The organism is Nonomuraea coxensis DSM 45129, assembly GCF_019397265.1.
Classification (GTDB): domain Bacteria; phylum Actinomycetota; class Actinomycetes; order Streptosporangiales; family Streptosporangiaceae; genus Nonomuraea; species Nonomuraea coxensis.
The window spans coordinates 2,122,852-2,139,738 of the sequence record NZ_CP068985.1 but is presented as its reverse complement, the minus strand read 5'-3'; the positions used below and the strand labels follow the sequence as shown (position 1 = coordinate 2,139,738).

The 16,887-nt window shown below is 72.2% G+C and carries 16 protein-coding genes; 7 read left to right on the top strand and 9 right to left on the bottom strand.

The genetic code is table 11. The features are described from left to right. Positions 1 to 280 precede the first annotated feature (280 nt). Positions 281 to 2,080: a gamma-glutamyltransferase family protein gene (locus Nocox_RS10325; RefSeq protein WP_211212563.1), complete on the top strand. Its 1,800-nt coding sequence runs from the start codon at positions 281 to 283 to the stop codon at positions 2,078 to 2,080. 204 nt (positions 2,081 to 2,284) lie between these two features. Here Nocox_RS10325 and Nocox_RS10320 read toward each other — a convergent pair whose 3' ends face one another. The 3 genes from Nocox_RS10320 to Nocox_RS10310 form a co-directional block, all read right to left on the bottom strand. Next, positions 2,285 to 3,370, bottom strand: a complete 1,086-nt coding sequence (locus Nocox_RS10320) for a carboxylate-amine ligase (protein ID WP_020541746.1) — start codon at positions 3,368 to 3,370, stop codon at positions 2,285 to 2,287. Positions 3,371 to 3,455: 85 nt separating this feature from the next. Continuing rightward, the gene (locus Nocox_RS10315; protein ID WP_219495595.1) at positions 3,456 to 4,130 is read right to left on the bottom strand and encodes a M15 family metallopeptidase; all 675 of its coding nucleotides are present in this window, start codon (positions 4,128 to 4,130) and stop codon (positions 3,456 to 3,458) included. A gap of 12 nt (positions 4,131 to 4,142) precedes the next feature. Continuing rightward, positions 4,143 to 5,291 (bottom strand): ROK family transcriptional regulator, encoded by a 1,149-nt coding sequence (locus Nocox_RS10310; RefSeq protein ID WP_026214035.1) that lies wholly within the window; start codon positions 5,289 to 5,291, stop codon positions 4,143 to 4,145. 137 nt (positions 5,292 to 5,428) lie between these two features. Between Nocox_RS10310 and Nocox_RS10305 the strand changes: the two genes are divergently transcribed. The 4 genes from Nocox_RS10305 (at position 5,429) to Nocox_RS10290 (ending at position 10,122) form a co-directional block, all read left to right on the top strand. Beyond that, positions 5,429 to 6,745, top strand: a complete 1,317-nt coding sequence (locus Nocox_RS10305) for an extracellular solute-binding protein (RefSeq protein ID WP_020541742.1) — start codon at positions 5,429 to 5,431, stop codon at positions 6,743 to 6,745. After that, the gene (locus tag Nocox_RS10300; RefSeq protein WP_020541741.1) at positions 6,742 to 7,761 is read left to right on the top strand and encodes a carbohydrate ABC transporter permease; all 1,020 of its coding nucleotides are present in this window, start codon (positions 6,742 to 6,744) and stop codon (positions 7,759 to 7,761) included. The genes Nocox_RS10305 and Nocox_RS10300 overlap by 4 nt, the downstream gene beginning before the upstream one ends. Beyond that, positions 7,758 to 8,609 carry a carbohydrate ABC transporter permease gene (locus Nocox_RS10295; RefSeq protein WP_020541740.1) on the top strand — a complete coding sequence of 284 codons (852 nt, stop codon included), beginning with the start codon at positions 7,758 to 7,760 and terminating at the stop codon, positions 8,607 to 8,609. Before Nocox_RS10300 ends, Nocox_RS10295 begins: the two co-directional genes overlap by 4 nt. 70 nt (positions 8,610 to 8,679) lie before the next feature. Beyond that, the gene (locus Nocox_RS10290; protein WP_020541739.1) at positions 8,680 to 10,122 is read left to right on the top strand and encodes a glycoside hydrolase family 3 protein; all 1,443 of its coding nucleotides are present in this window, start codon (positions 8,680 to 8,682) and stop codon (positions 10,120 to 10,122) included. A gap of 7 nt (positions 10,123 to 10,129) precedes the next feature. Here Nocox_RS10290 and Nocox_RS10285 read toward each other — a convergent pair whose 3' ends face one another. Then, on the bottom strand, positions 10,130 to 11,311 hold the full coding sequence (locus Nocox_RS10285; protein WP_026214034.1) for an ROK family transcriptional regulator: 1,182 nt from the start codon (positions 11,309 to 11,311) through the stop codon (positions 10,130 to 10,132). 216 nt (positions 11,312 to 11,527) lie between these two features. On the opposite strand from Nocox_RS10285, the gene Nocox_RS10280 reads away from it, so the two are divergent. Continuing rightward, positions 11,528 to 11,977 (top strand): RrF2 family transcriptional regulator, encoded by a 450-nt coding sequence (locus Nocox_RS10280; protein WP_020541737.1) that lies wholly within the window; start codon positions 11,528 to 11,530, stop codon positions 11,975 to 11,977. A gap of 132 nt (positions 11,978 to 12,109) precedes the next feature. Then, positions 12,110 to 12,889, top strand: a complete 780-nt coding sequence (locus tag Nocox_RS10275; protein WP_020541736.1) for a DNA-formamidopyrimidine glycosylase family protein — start codon at positions 12,110 to 12,112, stop codon at positions 12,887 to 12,889. Here the strand turns inward: Nocox_RS10275 and Nocox_RS10270 are convergent. From Nocox_RS10270 to Nocox_RS10250, 5 genes are all read right to left on the bottom strand, one after another. Beyond that, complete coding sequence (locus Nocox_RS10270; RefSeq protein WP_026214033.1) at positions 12,886 to 13,242, bottom strand: helix-turn-helix domain-containing protein; 357 nt, start codon at positions 13,240 to 13,242, stop codon at positions 12,886 to 12,888. The two genes, Nocox_RS10275 and Nocox_RS10270, sit on opposite strands and share 4 nt — an antisense overlap. Positions 13,243 to 13,525: 283 nt before the next feature. Next, entirely contained in the window at positions 13,526 to 14,014 is a 489-nt protein-coding gene (locus Nocox_RS10265; RefSeq protein ID WP_033408422.1) for a CinA family protein, read from the bottom strand. A gap of 5 nt (positions 14,015 to 14,019) precedes the next feature. Continuing rightward, positions 14,020 to 14,592 carry a CDP-diacylglycerol--glycerol-3-phosphate 3-phosphatidyltransferase gene (pgsA, locus tag Nocox_RS10260; protein ID WP_020541733.1) on the bottom strand — a complete coding sequence of 191 codons (573 nt, stop codon included), beginning with the start codon at positions 14,590 to 14,592 and terminating at the stop codon, positions 14,020 to 14,022. Beyond that, positions 14,589 to 15,998 carry a 30S ribosomal protein S12 methylthiotransferase RimO gene (gene rimO / locus Nocox_RS10255; RefSeq protein ID WP_026214031.1) on the bottom strand — a complete coding sequence of 470 codons (1,410 nt, stop codon included), beginning with the start codon at positions 15,996 to 15,998 and terminating at the stop codon, positions 14,589 to 14,591. Before rimO ends, pgsA begins: the two co-directional genes overlap by 4 nt. Positions 15,999 to 16,058: 60 nt before the next feature. After that, positions 16,059 to 16,874 (bottom strand): helix-turn-helix domain-containing protein, encoded by an 816-nt coding sequence (locus Nocox_RS10250; protein WP_157382887.1) that lies wholly within the window; start codon positions 16,872 to 16,874, stop codon positions 16,059 to 16,061. Between the last annotated feature and the right edge of the window lie 13 nt (positions 16,875 to 16,887).

Sequence of the window (16,887 nt, the reverse complement as noted above, 5' to 3'; positions counted from 1 at the left end):
CGGAGTTCGGCCGCATGGGGAGGCGTCGAGGAAGCGGGAGCCGGATCAGGGCAACTGAAACGCTTGTATACGATAAGCCCGATATGGCCGATCTTGCGCTGGGCGTGCCCCCACGGACCTCACGCGACGCGGTGCCGCCGCCGAGGCGGCGGGCGACTCCTGCCCGCGCCTGACGGGCGCGGCGGGTCTTCAGCCGGCCGTACGCGGGCCGTCGGCCGCGGAGCGGGAAGAGGGAGAGACGTTGTTCACCACCAGGCCCGAGCTGACGGGCGACTTCGGCATGGTCGCCGGCACCCACTGGCTGGCCTCGGCCACCGGCATGAGCGTGCTGGAGCGGGGCGGGAACGCCTTCGACGCGGCCGTGGCCGCCGGCTTCGTGCTGCAGGTCGCCGAGCCGCACCTGAACGGCCCCGGCGGCGAGGTGCCCATCCTGCTGTGGAGCGAGGCCGAGCAGAAGGCGCACGTCGTGTGCGGGCAGGGCGTGGCCCCGGCCGCCGCGACCATCGAGCGCTTCCGCGAGCTGGGCCTGGACGTCGTCCCCGGCACCGGCCTGCTCGCCGCCACCGTGCCGGGAGCGTTCGGCGGGTGGATGCTCCTGCTGGAGCGCTGGGGCACCTGGCGGCTGGCCGACGTGCTCGCGCCCGCCATCCACTACGCCGAGCACGGCGTCCCCGTGCTGGAGCGCGTCTCGGCCACGATCGCCGCGGTCGAGGGCATGTTCACCGCCGACTGGCCCACCTCGGCGGCCACCTGGCTGCCCGGCGGCCGGGTGCCCGAGCCGGGCTCGCGGCTGGCCAACCCCGTGCTCGCCGCCACCTACCGGCGGATCGTCGCCGAGGCCGAGGCCGCCTCCGGCACCCGCGAGGGTCAGCTCGCCGCCGCCCGCCGCGCCTGGTACGAGGGCTTCGTCGCCGAGGCGATCGCCGAGTTCAGCGCCACGACCGCCTGGCGCGACAGCTCAGGAGAGGTGCACGGCGGCCTGCTGACCGGCGACGACCTCGCGGGCTGGAGCGCCACGACCGAGGAGCCGGTCAGCTTCGGCTACCGCGGCCACACCGTGTGCAAGACCGGCCCGTGGGGCCAGGGCCCGGTGTTCCTGCAGCAGCTCGCCCTGCTCGACGGCGTGGACCTGGACGCGATGGGCTACCTGAGCGCCGACTACGTCCACACTGTGACCGAGGCCGCCAAGCTCGCCTTCGCCGACCGCGAGGCCTGGTACGGCGACGCCGACGTGCCGCTGGCCGACCTGCTCGACCCGGCCTACAACGCCGGCCGGCGCGCGCTCATCGGCCCGCGGGCCAGTCTGGACCTGCTGCCCGGCTCTCCCGGCGGGCGCGAGCCGCGGCTGCCCGTGTTCCCTGGGACGGACGTGCCGGCCCCGGAGGGCGTGGGCGAGCCCACCGTGGGCGCCGACTCGGCCGGGCGGGGCTCCGCCGGGCCGGACGCTGGCGGGCACGACTCTGCGGGGCTGGAGCGGACGTTGCCCGACGGCCAGGTTCGTGGCGACACCTGCCACGTGGACGTCGTCGATCGCTGGGGCAACATGGTCTCGGCCACGCCGAGCGGCGGCTGGCTGCAGAGCTCCCCCACCGTCCCCGCCCTGGGCTTCTGCCTCGGGACGCGGGCCCAGATGTTCTGGCTGCAGGAGGGCCTGCCCTCGTCGCTGCGGCCGGGGGCGCGCCCGCGCACCACGCTGTCGCCGTCGTTCGCGTTCAGGGACGGGCGGCCGTGGCTGGCGTTCGGCACGCCGGGCGGCGACCAGCAGGATCAGTGGAGCGTGAACTTCTTCCTGGCGCTCGTGCACGGCGGGCTCAATCTCCAGGAGGCCATCGACGCTCCTATGTTCCACTCCGAGCACTTTCCCAGCTCGTTCTTCCCGCGCGGCTCGCGGCCCGGCGTGCTGCACGTGGAGGAGCGGCTGGACCCGGGCGTGGTCGCCGAGCTGCGGCGGCGCGGGCACGAGGTCGAGGTGCAGGGGCCATGGTCGCTGGGCCGGCTCAGCGCGGTGGCCCGTGACGGCGGTTTCCTCAAGGCCGCCGCCAACCCGCGTGGCGCCCAGGGTTACGCCGTCGGCCGGTGATCGCGCCGGCGCGCCTCGCGGACGGCCGCTGATCGCGTCGTAGAGCCTCGCGGGCGGCCGGTGATCGCGCCGGCCAGCCTCGCGGGCGGCTTCCTCGGCACCCGCGTGGCCGGACTGCTGTCGGTGAAGGTCCTGCGTGTCGTGGTGGTCGCCGGCGGCCTCGGAACGGCCGGGGCGCTCGCCCTCAGGCGGGCTCAGGCGAGCTCAGGCGACGGTGGCCTCGATGAGGTCGTCCACCACGTCGTTCAGATCGTTGCCTCGCGCGTGCACCCGCCGCTGGCGCATCGCGCCCGACCCATTGCGCAGCAGCCGGTCCAGGCCCTCCTGCACGAAGGCCAGGTCGCCGGCCTCGACCAGCGCCGGGCGTACGTGCTCCAGCAGCCGCCAGGCCAGCACGTTCGCGGGCAGGCGGGTGCCGTCACGCACGTCGACGCCCTCGCCCGCGAGGCCGTCCCTGGCCGCCCGCCAGTAGGCGGCGCGCAGCATCTCCGAGGAGACGGGCAGCCCATGGTCGCCGCGCCGTACCGCCTCCAGCGAGGTCATCACCAGAGCGCGGACGAGCCCGATCAGCGTGAGGCTGTCGCTCACGTCGAGCGGCACGTCGGCCGCCCTGATCTCGACCGTGGGCAGGCTGGGCGAGGGACGGGCGTCCCAGTAGACCGTCTTGGGGTCGACCAGCGCGCCCGCGTCGTCGAGGGCCCGGACCGCCAGCTCGTAGTCGGCGTAGGAGGCGAAGTAGGGGGGTGCTCCCGCCACCGGCCACCGTCCCCAGGAGATCACTCTCCAGGAGGCGTACCCGGTGTCGCGGCCGGCGAAGAACGGCGAGTTGGCGGCCAGCGCGATCAGCGTCGGCAGCCAGCAGCGCACGTGGTTGCCGACGTAGACGGCGTGCTCGCGGTCGGGCACGTCCACGTGCACGTGCAGAGCGCAGATGGTGATCTCGTCCTGGAGCGCCCGGTAGGCCACCCTGCTCTGCTGGTAACGGGGCACGTCGGTCAGCGGCGGCGAGCTCACGTCCCCGAGCACGGGGATGCCGCTGGCGACGATGGCGAGGCCGCACGCCCGCGCGGCGTCGGCCACCTCCTTTCGTACGGCACGCAGTTGCGAGCCGAGTTCGCTCAGGTCGGTGGAGGGAGGTGTGCGGGCCTCCACCTGGAAACGGGTGATCTCATGCACCACGTCGGTCATCCCGGTGGTGGCGGCCAGCACGTCGGTGGCCCGGGGAGAGACGTGGCGGGTGCGGGGATCGACGATGAGGTATTCCTCTTCGATCCCGATCAGCGGAATCATGCCTGCACCTCGTTGGGGGGAGTGAGTTCCGCAAGGAGTTGTGCCCCGGCGACAGCTCGCGGAAAACCTTCCCGACCTGCGGGTGTCAGGCGGTGAAACCTGTGGGGCCGTAGAGGGCGTGGGGCGCTCCTGTGGCGAGCGCCCAGTAGCGGTCGCCGTAGGACCAGTGCCACCACTCGGTGGGGTAGTTGACCAGGCCGGCCGGCTCCAGTGCGGCGGCGAGGAGGTCGCGGCGGGCGCGGGCGGCGGCCGGGATGTTGGGGGCGGCGGTGTAGCAGGCGCCGGCGCTCTGCTCGGGGTTGTCGTTGACCTGGGTGCCCATGTCGTACTCGACGCCGTCGGGGTCGCACAGGGTGAGGTCGACGGCCGCGCCGGCGGTGTGGGGGGCCACGCTGACCGGGGAGACGTACCGGCTGGCCGCGACGTGGGCCTCCTCGACCGTCATGCCGGGATTGGCGGCCAGCAGCTCGTCGCGGTAGCGGGTGAAGTAGAGGGACTGGGTGGCGATCGGCCGGTAGCCCTCGACGACGAGCAGGTGATAGCCGTCGGGCAGCCCGGCCTCGGCGCGTTCCAGCCGCTCCAGCAGTCCGGTGCGCAGTCGCGCCCAGGCGCCTTCGGGGTCGGCCAGCCGCTCGTCCACCCGGAGCCGGCCGCGCACCTCGGCCAGCGGCTCGTCCGACTCGCGCACGGGGATCGCGGCCACCCGCGGATCCGAGATGAGCACGACGTCGTTCCTGGGGTCGTTCGGGGACTGCCACATGGGCAACGATTTTCACACAGTGTCGGAGAAGACCTGCTCCCGGGCCTGATCCAGGGCCGCGACGAGGGCTCCGCGCAGCACCGGGTTCCCGGCCACCCTGGTGGTGACCACGGGGGGCCGGCTCGGGCACACGCGGGCCACGGCCTCCTGCACCTTCGCGGCCAGCCGCTCGCCGCCCGCCCGGCCGACGTCGCCGCTCAGCACGATCAGCCCGGGGTCGAGGACGACGGTGATCGCGGCCGCGCCCACTGCCAGCCGCCCGGCGACCGCGTCGAGGAAGTCCTCGCCGCCGTTGCGCACCAGGTCGGGGACCGTGGCGCCCTGCACGCCGTGCTCGCGGGCGAGGCCGCGCAGCGCGTCGTGGCCGACCAGGCGCTGGAAGGAGCCGGACTGCGGCTGGGAGACGTCGGCGGGCAGCGGCTCGCCGGGCACCGGCAGCCAGCCGATCTCGCCCGCGCCGCCGGTGATGCCGCGGTGCAGCCGGCCGTCCAGCATGACGCCGAGGCCCTGGCCGACGCCCGCCCAGATGACCACGAAGTCGTCGTGGCCGACGGCGGCGCCGTAGGTGTGCTCGGCGAGGGCGACGAGGTTGACGTCGTTCTCGATGGTGACGGAGGCGCCGAGGGTGCGGCGGAGGCTGGCGAGCACGCCGACGTGCCAGGCGGGCAGGTCGTACGACCAGCGCACGTCCCCGCTGACCGGGTCCACGACGCCCCTGGTGCCGATGACGAACGCCTTCAGCCGTTCCTGCCCGATGCCGGCGGTGTCGCAGGCGCGCCGCACGGCGGCGTGGACGGTGCGGACCGGGTCGCCGCCGTCGGCCGGGTTGACCGTGATCTCGACCACGATCCGGCCTGTGATGTCGGCCACACCGACCTTCAGGCTGTCGGGCAGCACCTCCAGGCCGGCGACGTACGCGCTGGAGGGCACGACACCGTACAGGGCGGCGTGCGGGCCCCTTCCGCCCGCCCGCTCCCCCGCGACCTCGACCAGCCCTCGCTCCTCCAGTCGAGCCAGGAGTTGACCTGCGGTTACCTTGGAGAGCCCGGTCCGCTCGCCCAGCTCGGCCCGGGTGAGCGGGCCGTCCGCGAGGAGAAGCTCGAGTGCCGCGCGATCGTTCAGCCGCCGCAGCAGCCGGGGGACACCCGGGCTTCGACTCATTACCGCACCCCTCTCGTCACGAATGGCTAACGAGCGTTTCTTTTAAGAAAGTTTCTTGTTAGTTTAGCAGCGTCGTTCGGCATTTGACGATCAGCCTGGTGCGGACCGTAGGCCAGCACCCGGGAAGGGAGAACCCTGTGAGGATCGCGAAGATCACAGCCACTACGGTCACCACGGCCGCCCTGGCCCTGGGCCTGGCCGCATGTGGCTCAGGCGAGGCGCCCTCCTCCTCACCCAGCGCCGCCGCCTCCGCCAGCGGCCCCAAGTTCGCCGGCAAGACGCTCAGCGTCTGGCGGCTCGGCGACAGCAACCCGGCCGCGGCCAAGTACATGGAAGAGCTGAACGCCGAGTTCAAGCAGCAGACCGGCGCCGAGGTCAAGCTCGAATGGATCCCGTGGCCGCAGGTCGCCGACAAGTTCGCCGCCGCCGCCACCGGCTCGGGCCCCGACGTGACCGAGATCGGCAACGACCAGGTCCCGATGTGGCAGAGCCAGGACGCGCTCACCCCGATCACCGACATCGCCCGCGAGGGCGACCGCGCCCAGATCCCCGAGAACCTCTACGGCTACGAGACCGTGGACGGCGAGATCTACGCCGTGCCGTGGGGCGCCGGCGCCCGCGCCGTCCTCTACCGCAAGGACTGGTTCGAGGAGCTCAAGATCGAGATCCCGAAGACCTGGGACGAGCTCGTCGCCGCCGCCAAGAAGATCCAGAAGGAGAAGGGCGAGGGGGTGGACGGCTTCGCCTTCAACGGCGGCTCCGACGCCAACCACCTGCTGGCCGCGTTCGCCTGGGCCGAAGGCGGCGAGTACGCCGTCAAGGAGGGCGACAAGTGGGTCGGCAAGCTCACCGAGCCCGGCTTCACCAAGGGCTTCGAGACCTACACCGGCCTGGTGACCGGCGGCCTGTCCGGCAAGGCGAACCTCACGCTCAACACGGTCGACATCCGCAAGCGCTTCGCCAACAACAAGGTCGCGATGTACCTCACCGCCGGCTGGGACCTGCCCGGCATCGAGGAGGACTCGAAGGGCAAGCTGAAGAGCGACAAGCTCGCCTTCTTCCCGCTGCCCGCCAAGGCCGGCGGCGTCGCGCCCTCCTTCTTCGGCGGCAACGACATCGCGCTGTGGGGCGGCACCAAGGAGGCCGACCTCGGCAAGGAGTACATCAAGCTGGCCACCAGCAAGACCTGGGCCGACCGCTACGCCAGCGAGGGCGGCCTGCTCCCGGTCTACCCGGACACCCTGGCCAAGCTTGAGGAGGACCCGGCGCAGGGCGCGTTCGCCCAGGCGTTCGCCAAGGCCCGCGCCTTCCCCGCCGACCCCAACTGGTCCGAGGCCGACGCCACCAAGATGGTGCTGCAGAACGCCGCGCGGGCCGTCATCGAGGGCAAGAAGGACGCCGGCACCGCCCTCGCCGACGCCAACAAGGAACTCGAAGAGATCCTGAACCAGTGACCACGGCGAACCCGACTACGGTCGCCCGGGACGGGGGCTCCTCCCCCGGCCCGGGACACCGGCGCAGGAAGGAGACCGGCCGCGCGCGGGCGAGCGGGCTGCCGGCGTGGAGCATCCCGTACGTGCTGCTCGTGCCCGGCCTGCTGGTGATCGCGGGGCTGCTGCTCTACCCGATGTTCCAGCTCGCGGTCATGGCCTTTCAGAAAGTGGGCCTGGCCCAGATCCGGGGCACCAGGCCGGCGGAGTGGGTGGGCCTGGAGAACTTCGAGAAGATCCTGGCCAACGACATCTTCTGGTCGGCGCTGCGCAACACCGTGGCCTTCGCCTTCGTCGCGGTCAGCCTCACGCTGGTCGTCGGCACCGCCGTGGGGGTGCTCCTGCACCGCCTCGGCAGGAGGATGTCGCTGTTCGTGGTGATCGGGTGCATGTTCGCCTGGGCGGTGCCGCCGGTGGCGCAGGGCGTCATCTGGCGCTCGCTCTTCGACGCCGAGGCCGGCATCGTCAACTGGGCCCTCGACCTGCTGCCCGACTGGCTGGCCGCGCCGCCCGACGGGCAGTCGAGCTGGGTGGGCACCCCCTGGCTCAACGACACCCTCCCCCTCTACATCGCGCTGGTCGTCTGCGTGGTGTGGGCCGGGTTCCCGTTCATCGCGGTGTCGGTGCTGGCCGGTCTGAAGGGCATCCCGGCCGAGCTGTACGAGGCGGCCAGGGTCGACGGCTCCGGGGCGTGGCGCACCTTCACCAAGATCACCCTGCCGATGCTGAAGCCCGTCTTCGCCGTCCTGACGGTCCTGTCGATCATCTGGGACTTCAAGGTCTTCAGCCAGCTCTACGTGCTGATGAACGGTCCCACCAACCGCGACGGCTTCAACCTGTCCATGTACGCGGTCGCCGAGGCGTTCAAGCCCCCGCAGAAGCTGGGCAGCGGCGCGGCGATCTCCGTCGTCCTGACGATCATCCTGCTCGTCATCACCGTCGTGTATGTCAGGCAGATCGTGAAGCAGGAGGAGATGTGACCCCGCTCGCCCGCAAGAGGCTCGGCAAGATCCTCCTCAACACGGCCGGCGTGCTGGTCTTCCTCTACGCCGTCTTCCCCGTCTACTGGATGGTGGCGACCGGCTTCAAGGAGAACGACCAGATCTTCACCACGGAGTTCATCCCGTTCCCGACGCATTTCACCTTCGACCACTTCGAGCGGGTGCTGACCGAGGGCGTCGCCAACAACTCCATCTGGCTCTACATGCGCAACAGCGCCATCGTGGCGTTAGGGACGGTGCTCATCGGCTCGGCCTTCGCCCTGCTGTCGGCCACCGCCATCGCCCGCTTCCGCTTCAAGGGCCGCGGCGTCTTCCTCGTCGTGCTGCTGATCGTGCAGATGCTGCCGGCCGAAGGGCTGCTCATCCCGCTCTACATGATGGTCAAGCGGGTGGGGCTCGGCGACAACTTCATCGGGCTGATCATCACCCAGGTCGCGCTGACGCTGCCGTTCGGCGTGTGGATGCTGCGCACGTTCGTCGCGGCGGTCCCCAAGTCGCTGGAGGAGGCGGCCTGGATCGACGGCGCGGGACGCATGCAGGCCTTCTGGCGGGTGCTCTTCCCGCTGGTCGCGCCCGGCCTGGTGGCGACGAGCATCTTCTCGTTCATCACCGCCTGGAACGACCTGGTCTTCGCCCTCTACCTGATGTCGGAGTCCGAGGGGTACACGATGCCGGTCGCCCTGCAGTACTTCTTCGGCCAGAAGGGCGTCGACTGGGGGGCGATCATGGCCGGATCCACCCTGATGACGATCCCGGTCGTCGTCTTCTTCCTCCTCGTGCAGCGCCGCATGGTCTCCGGCCTGGTCGCCGGGGCCGTGAAGGGCTGACGCGCCACAATCTCGCACGGCGCCGCCGGCGCCGTGCACGACCCTGCCCAACTTCCACTGATGAGGAGCCATGAGTCAGAGTGATCGGGGGCTGCGCCGCCTGGCGGCCGGCACGCTGCTCGTCGCCTTCCAGGGCACCGAGGCGCCCGGCTGGGTGCTGCGCGAGCTGGAGCACGGCCTGGGCGGCGTGACGCTCTTCGGGTTCAACGTGGCCGACCACGGCCAGGTGAGGGAGCTGACCACCGCGCTTCGGGGAGCCGGTGAGCCCGTCATCTCGCTGGACGAGGAGGGCGGCGACGTCACGCGGCTCGCGTACCACGTCGGCAGCCCCTACCCGGGCAACGCGGCGCTCGGGGCGGTGGACGACCCCGGGCTGACCCGCAGCGTCTACCGGGCCATCGCCGCCGAGCTGGCCTCCTGCGGCATCAACCTGGACATGGCGCCGAGCGCGGACGTCAACACCGAGGCCGACAACCCGGTGATCGGCACCCGCTCGTTCGGCGCGGACGCCGCCCTGGTGGCCCGGCACACCGTGGCCGCCGTGGAGGGCCTGCAGTCGCTGCGCGTGGCCGCCTGCGTCAAGCACTTCCCCGGCCACGGCGCCACCCGGGTGGACTCCCACCTGGCGATCCCGGTCGTGGACGTGTGCCTCGACGTGCTTCGGGAGCGGGAGCTCACCCCGTTCCGCGCGGCCGTGGCGGCGGGGGCGAAGTCGGTGATGACCGCGCACGTCGCCGTGCCCGCCGTGACGGGCGACGCGCCCGCGACGCTGTCCGGCGCGGCGCTGACCGGGCTCCTCAGGGGCGAGCTCGGCTTCGACGGCGTGGTCGTCACCGACGCCCTCGACATGCACGCCATCACCCGCGGCGTCGGCCTGGCCGGCGGCGCGGTGCTGACCCTCGCGGCCGGGGCCGACCTGCTGTGCCTCGGGCCGCTGCCCTCCTACGACGACGTGCAGGCGATCACCGCCGCGATCGTCACGGCGGTGCGCGAGGGCCGGCTGGCGGGCGAGCGGCTGGAGGAGGCCGCGGCGCGGGTGGCCGCGCTGCGGGAGTGGTTCGGCGGGGAACGCGAGGTCCCCGCCGAGCGCAACGTCGTGGGCCTGCACGCCGCCCGCCGCGCCGTACGGCTGAGCGGCGTGCCGGAGCCCCTGGTCGAGCCCCTGGTGGTCGAGGTGGACACCCCGCCGACGATCGCCGTGGGCGACGTGCCGTGGGGCGTGGGGCCGTGGCTGCCCGAGGCGGAGGTCGTCCGCGTCGAGCCGTCGGCCGCCGACGCGTCCGGGCTGCTGGCCAAGGCCGCCGGCCGGTCCCTGGTCGTCGTGGTCAAGGACGCCCACCGCCACCCCGCCAGCCGGGACCTGGTCTCGGCGCTGGTGGCGGCCCGGCCGGACACGACCGTCATCGAGATGGGGCTGCCGGTGTGGCGGCCGGACAGCGCCGCCTACATCGCGACGTACGGGGCCGCCCGCGCCAACGCCCAGGCGGCCGTGGAGCTGCTCAAGACCGCCTGAGGGCCGCTCAGGACGCCAGGAGCTCCTCGCGCGCCTGGCCGAGCGCGGCGAGCACGGCGCCGCGCAGCACCGGGTTGCGCTCGGTCACGGTGGTGGTGCCGACCTGGGGCCGGACCGGGCAGATGCGGGCCACGGCCTCCTCCACCCGGGACGCGAGCGCGTCACCGCCCGCCTGCCCCACCTCCCCGGCCAGCACCACGAGGCCGGGGTCGAGGATCACGCACACGGCTGCCACGCCGAGCGCGAGCCGCTGGGCGATCTCGCCGAGCAGCGGCTCGCCCCGCTCGCCGGCGGCCATCGCGACCCGTACGCCCTCGCCCGCGCTGCTGGCCGCGAAGCCGTAGCCCTGGGCCAGCTCGGCCACCGCCTCCGCGCTGACCAGCGACTGCAGGCCCCCCGCCAGCGAGGGCAGCCGCCCCGGCTCGGTGCGGATGTCCTCAGGCAGCGGCACGCCGGGCACCGGCAGGTAGCCGATCTCGCCCGCGCTGCCCGAACGGCCCCGGTGCAGCCGGCCGCCGAGCATGACCGCCAGGCCGAGACCGCGGCCGGCCCACAGCAGCACGAAGTCGTCCACGCCCTGGGCGGCCCCGTCGGCGCGCTCGGCGATGGCGGCGAGGTTGACGTCGTTCTCGATCGTCACCTCGCGCCGCAGGTCGCCGGCGAGCGCCCCGTGGATGCCCTCGTGCCAGCCGGGCAGGTCGAAGGAGAAGCGCACGTCGCCGCTGCGCGGATCGACCACGCCGGGGGTGCCGATCACCACGCCGCGCAGCTTGCTCAGCCCGACCTTGGCGCCGCGGCACGCCTTGACGATGGCCTCGTGGACGGCGGCCACCGGGTCCTCGTGGCCCTGCGGATCGACGGTGATCTCGGCGATCGTGTGGCCGTGGATGTCGGCGACGGCCGAGGAGATGCGTCCGGGGCCGACCTCCAGGCCGGCGACGTACGCGCTGGAGGCGATCACCGAGTAGAGGGCCGCGTTGGGCCCGCGCCCGCCGGCCTGGGTGCCGACGACCTCGACCAGGCCGCGCTCCTCCAGCCTGGACAGCGTCTGGGAGGCCGTGACCTTGGACAGGCCGGTCAGGTCGCCGATCTGGCCGCGGGTCATCGGACCGGTGGCCAGCAGCAGTTCGAGCGCGGCCCGGTCGTTGATCTCCCTCAGCAACCTGGGCACACCTGGGCGTCGCTCCACCACGCTGAATCCCCACCGTCGGTCCACTGCGAAATCGCAAAGATTGTTGGAAGTTTAGCGCTCGCACTCCTGAGAGACGTCGCAGGTGAACGCGAGATTTCCTCATGATCACCGTAGCCGGAGGACTCGGGCGGGACGGCGCCGGACTTCGGATCACCTGCCCCATCTGACGACCTTGCGCCGAACCAGTGTTGACCAGGAGGGATAATCGAGAACATGCGCCTTTCCGCTCGTGTCGACTACGCCCTCCGAGCCGCCGCCGAACTCGCCGCCGCGGGTGCCGGCCCGACGACCGTGGGCGAGCTCGCCAAGGAACAGGACATGCCTCCCAAATACCTGGAGAACATCCTGCTCCAGATGCGCCGCGCCGGGCTGGTGCGCGGGCAGAGAGGCCCTGAGGGCGGCTACGTCCTGGCCAGGCCCGCGGGCGAGATCTCCCTCGCCGACGTGATCCGGGCGGTGGACGGCCCCCTCGCCAACGTACGCGGCGAGCGGCCCGAGCACGTCGGCTACCGGGGTCCGGCCGAGTCGCTGCAGCAGGTGTGGATCGCGCTGCGCGCCACCGAGCGCGCGATCCTGGAGGAGGTCACGCTGGAGCAGGTCGCCTCCGGCGCGCTGCCCGACCGCGTCCGCCAGCTCGCCGCCGACCCCGCCGCCTGGGACTGACCACGGCGGTGCGCGGTCGCGCACCCAGGACGCGTGGTCGCGGCCGGGCCGGCGCTCCTGGCTGGGGTCAGGAACACCGTTCGCGCGGCGTCCGTGGCAAAGCCCCCGGAAACGGGTTCCTAGACTGGAAGGGTGCCCGAGGGAGACGCCGTCCACCGCACGGCCGCGCGCCTGCGCTCAGCCCTTGACGGGCGGGCGCTCACGAGGTCCGACTTCCGCGTGCCGCGGCACGCCACCGCGGACCTGACCGGCCGCGAGGTGCTGACCACGCTCTCGCGCGGCAAGCACCTGCTCACCCGTGTCGAGGGCGGCCTGACCGTGCACACGCACCTGAGGATGGACGGGAGCTGGCGGATCGCCGGGCCGAGCGCCCGGGTGCCGCCCGGCGACCAGGTGCGGCTGATCCTGGCCAACCGTGACTGCACGGCGCTCGGCCGCAAGCTGGGGATGGTGGACCTCGTGCGGACGGAGGACGAGGCGCGGCTGGTCGGCCACCTGGGGCCGGATCTGCTGGGGCCGGACTGGGACCCGGACGAGGCCGTGAGGAGGCTGCGCGAGGAGCCCGGCAGGACCATCGGGGAGGCACTGCTCGATCAGCGCAACCTGGCGGGGATCGGCACCATCTACCGCGCCGAGACCTTGTTCCTGCGGGGGATCTGGCCGTGGAGGAGGGTCGGGGAGATCGAGGAGCTGGGCGGGCTCGTGTCACTGGCACAGCGCCTGCTGGCGGCCAACCTCGAACATGCGGGCACGGTGACGACAGGTGATCGCCGCCCGGGGAACGCGACGTGGGTCTACGGCAGGGCAGGAAGACCCTGTCGCCGATGCGGCACCCGCATCAGCCGAGGGGAGATGGGAGCGCAGCCACAGGAGCGGCTGATCCTGTGGTGTGCGGGCTGCCAGCCTCGTTAGGCAGCCACCATGTCCTTGACGTCCGGGAAAACGGAATCGGAGATCGATCCGGGAACCGTCTCCGTGAGAGGCAGTCGCTCGTGCTCGGGAACATCGGCGAGCACGGGAGCAGCCTGGAGCTCGGCCAGCGCGAACTGGTCGGACACCTCACGCAGCACCTGCGAGAGTGGCACTCCGAGCGCACCGCAGATCGACGCGAGCAGCTCCGACGACGCCTCCTTCTGGCCCCGCTCCACCTCGGACAGATAGCCGAGTGAGACCCGGGCAAGCGTGGAAACCTCGCGCAGCGTGCGTCCCTGGCGCACGCGCAACCGCCTCAGCACATCGCCGAGCAGCTGACGCAGCAGAATCATCTGTCGCTCCCTCCCCGGCGCGGATGTCTTCACCACGCCCCGCGCGATCGGATCGTGCCGCACATTGGTCTTCTTCGCTTCGTACATACTCCTCGCCATCATCGGGCGTCGCCGCCCCTTGACCGCCGCTTGTGCCTCGCCGCGCGACTCATCAGGCCCGCCTGCCGGGCGCTCGGTGCTTGCAGTTGGCTCACGGACCTCACTCACAGCTCCACCGTACCCGTATCCACCGACACCGCGTCAGACCGTGCAAGGCATGTTCGCTCGGGACGTAACACGGTAATCATCCGGAATGTTCCCCTATGTTCGCCTTCAGCACACCTGACAGGAGATCAACTGCCTCGTGCACCGTCTCTACCCTTATACGTTCGCGCGACCCCTCAAGTCTCAACTCCCGGCCCCAGACCTGCCCGCCGGGACCGGCGACGGCGGCGAACACGGTGCCGACGGGCCTGCCGTCCTGCGGCTCCGGGCCCGCCACGCCGGTCACGGCCAGGCCGTAGCCCGCGCCGCACACCCGCGCGACCCCCCGCGCCATCGCCGCCGCCACCTCGGGATGCACCGCCCCCTCGCGCTCCAGCAGCTCGCCCGGCACGCCCAGCAGGTCGCGCTTGAGCTCGGTGGCGTAGGAGATCACCCCGCCGAGGAAGACCCGCGAGGCCCCGGGCACCGCGGTGACGGCCGCCCCGATCAGGCCCCCGGTCAGCGACTCGGCCACCGCCAGCGTCGCCCCCTGCCGCTCCAGCAGCGACAACGCACCCGCCACGTCCATCGTGATCACTCCCCGCGTGCTCGCCTGGCCACCTTACGCAGTCTGATCGCCCGGAACACGTAGTCGAGGCCCGTGAGCACCGTCACCACCAGCGCGGCGCCCATCACCACCCACCGCAGCACGTCCGGCACCATCGGCAGGAGATAGAGGACGATCGCCGCGATCTGCAGCACGGTCTTGACCTTGCCGCCGTAGCTGGCGGGGATCACCGCGTGCCGCAGCAGCACGAACCTGAGCGCGGTGATGCCCAGCTCCCGCCCCAGGATCACCACCGTGACCCACCACGGCAGCTCCTCCAGGACCGACAGGCACACCAGCGCCGCGCCCGTCAGCGCCTTGTCGGCGATCGGGTCGGCGATCTTGCCGAAGTCGGTGATGAGGCCGTAGCGGCGGGCCAGCTCGCCGTCCAGATGATCGGTGAGGGAGGCCACGCCGAACACCGCCAGCGCCGTGATCCGCCAGCCGGTGCCGGGAAGAAGAAGACAGGCGACGAAGAAGGGGACGAGCACCAACCGGAGGACCGTGAGGATGTTGGCGATGTTCCACGGGCTCACCGCGCGGCGCTCGTCCTTCTTCATGGGCCGGCCTTGATGCGCGCGATCAGGTCGACCCCCTCGGCGTCGACCACGACCGCGCGCACGACCTGGCCCTTCACCAGGCCGATGCCCTGCACGGTGACCGACCCGTCGACCTCGGGGCCCTGGTGGGCGGCCCGGCCCTCGTAGCCGCCGTCGCCCAGGTCCTCCTCGATCAGCACGTCGACCTCGGTGCCGATGCGCTCCTCCGCCCGCTGGGCGGTCAGCTCCTCGGCCAGCTCGGTGAGCACCCGCACCCGCTCGTCGATGACCTCCTGCGCCAGCTTGCCCGGCAGGTCGGCCGCCTCGGTGCCGTCCTCGTCGGAGTAGCCGAACACGCCGATGACGTCGAGCCGCGCGGCCTCCAGGAAGCCCACCAGCTCGCCGAACTCCTCCTCGGTCTCCCCGGGGAAGCCCACGATGAAGTTGGAGCGCACACCCGCCTCGGGAGCGCGCTCGCGCACGCTCTCCAGCAGCCCGAGGAAACGCCCGGGGTCGCCGAAGCGGCGCATCCGGCGCAGAACGCTGTTGCTGGCGTGCTGGAAGGACAGGTCGAAGTAGGGGGCCACGCCCTCGGTGCCGCAGATGACGTCGATGAGCCCGGGACGCAGCTCGGCGGGCTGCAGGTAGCTGACCCGCACCCGCTCGACGCCCGCCACCCCGGCCAGCCGCGGCAGCAGCTTCTCCAGCGCCCGCAGATCGCCGAGGTCCTTGCCGTAGGAGGTGGAGTTCTCGCTCACCAGCACCAGCTCGCGCACCCCGCGATGGGCCAGCCAGTCGGCCTCGGCCAGCAGCTCGTCGGGGACGCGCGAGACGTAGGAGCCGCGGAAGGACGGGATGGCGCAGAACGTGCAGCGCCGGTCGCAGCCGGAGGCGAGCTTGAGCGAGGCCACGGGGCTCTCGTCGAGCCGCTTGCGCAGCACGCGGGGCCCGCTCGCGGGAGCGACCCCCGACGGCAGCTCGCCGTGGCCGGGGATGCCGGCCTTCGGCGCGGCGGCGCGCTCGACCGGCGAGATGGGCAGCAGGGTGCGGCGGTCCCGCGGTGTGTGCGGCTTGAGCGACCGGCCGGCGAGCACGTCGTCGAGCCGGTCGCCGATCTCGGCGTAGTCGTCGAAGGAGATGACGGCGCCGGCCTCGGGCAGCGCCTCGGCCAGCTCGCTTCCGTAGCGCTCGGCCATGCAGCCCGCGGCGACGACCTTCGCGCCGGAGTCCGCGGCGGCGAGCAGCGTGTCGATGGAGTCCTTCTTGGCCGAGTCGATGAAGCCACACGTGTTGACGACGACGACGTCGGGGTCGTCGTCGCCGAGCTGCCAACCGGCAGCCTCAAGTCGCGCGGCCAGCTCCTCGGAGTCGACCTCGTTGCGGGCGCAGCCCAGGGTGATCAGCGATGCGGTGCGGCGGGATGACATGGTGAACACTACGGTATCGGGAGTTGGCCACCACCCGATGCACTGGCCCACCGGAGACGGTCAGCGGGCCTTCTGCTTGACCGGTGCCCTCGGCGCCTCGAACGAGGTGCGCACCATCTCGCCGCGCCGCCCGAGCCGCTTCACTTTCTTGCCGTTGACCTGCAGCGTCACCGCCGTGGCGTCGCTCAGCAGCAGGGTGACCCTGCCCGGCGCGCGCCATTCGGAGGTCTCGCCGGCGGTCAGCGTGCCGGAGAAGAGGCGGTGGCCCTCGCCGTCGTGCACCCCGACGTACGACGAGCGCTTCGCCTTGATCCGCAGCGTCACCATCTCCTTGGAGCGCGCGCCCCGTGACTGGGACGGCTTGGGCGCCTCGGTGATGGGCGTGTTGGGCGGCACGCTCGGCCGGGCCGACGTCTGCCGCACCCCGGCCACCTGCACCTGGTCGCCCGCTCCCCCGAGCATGCGCATCGTGCCGAACACGACCACGATGGCCAGCGCCACCCCGAGCGCCATCGACCAGTTGGGCCCGCGCCGCTCCGGCAGGTTGATCTTCTTGTCGGCCTGGAAGACGGCCGAGGCGCGCACCGGCTGCGGCGCCCCTCCGTGCTCCTGGTCGTACTGGTGGACCACGGCCTCAGGATCCAGCCCGACCGCCGCGGCGATGGCCTTCACGTGGCCTCTGGCGTAGAACGGGCCTCCACACTGGTCGTAGTCGTCCTGCTCGATGCAATGGACGATGGTCTCGCGGATGCGCGTGGCCTCGCTGACCTGCGCGACCGACATCCCGGCCGACTGCCTGGCTGCCGCCAGCATGGCCCCGATGCTCTGCTGTTCCTGCACGGCGAACGCCTCCCCGATGGCGCCTGGTTCCCCCACCACGACTCTCCGT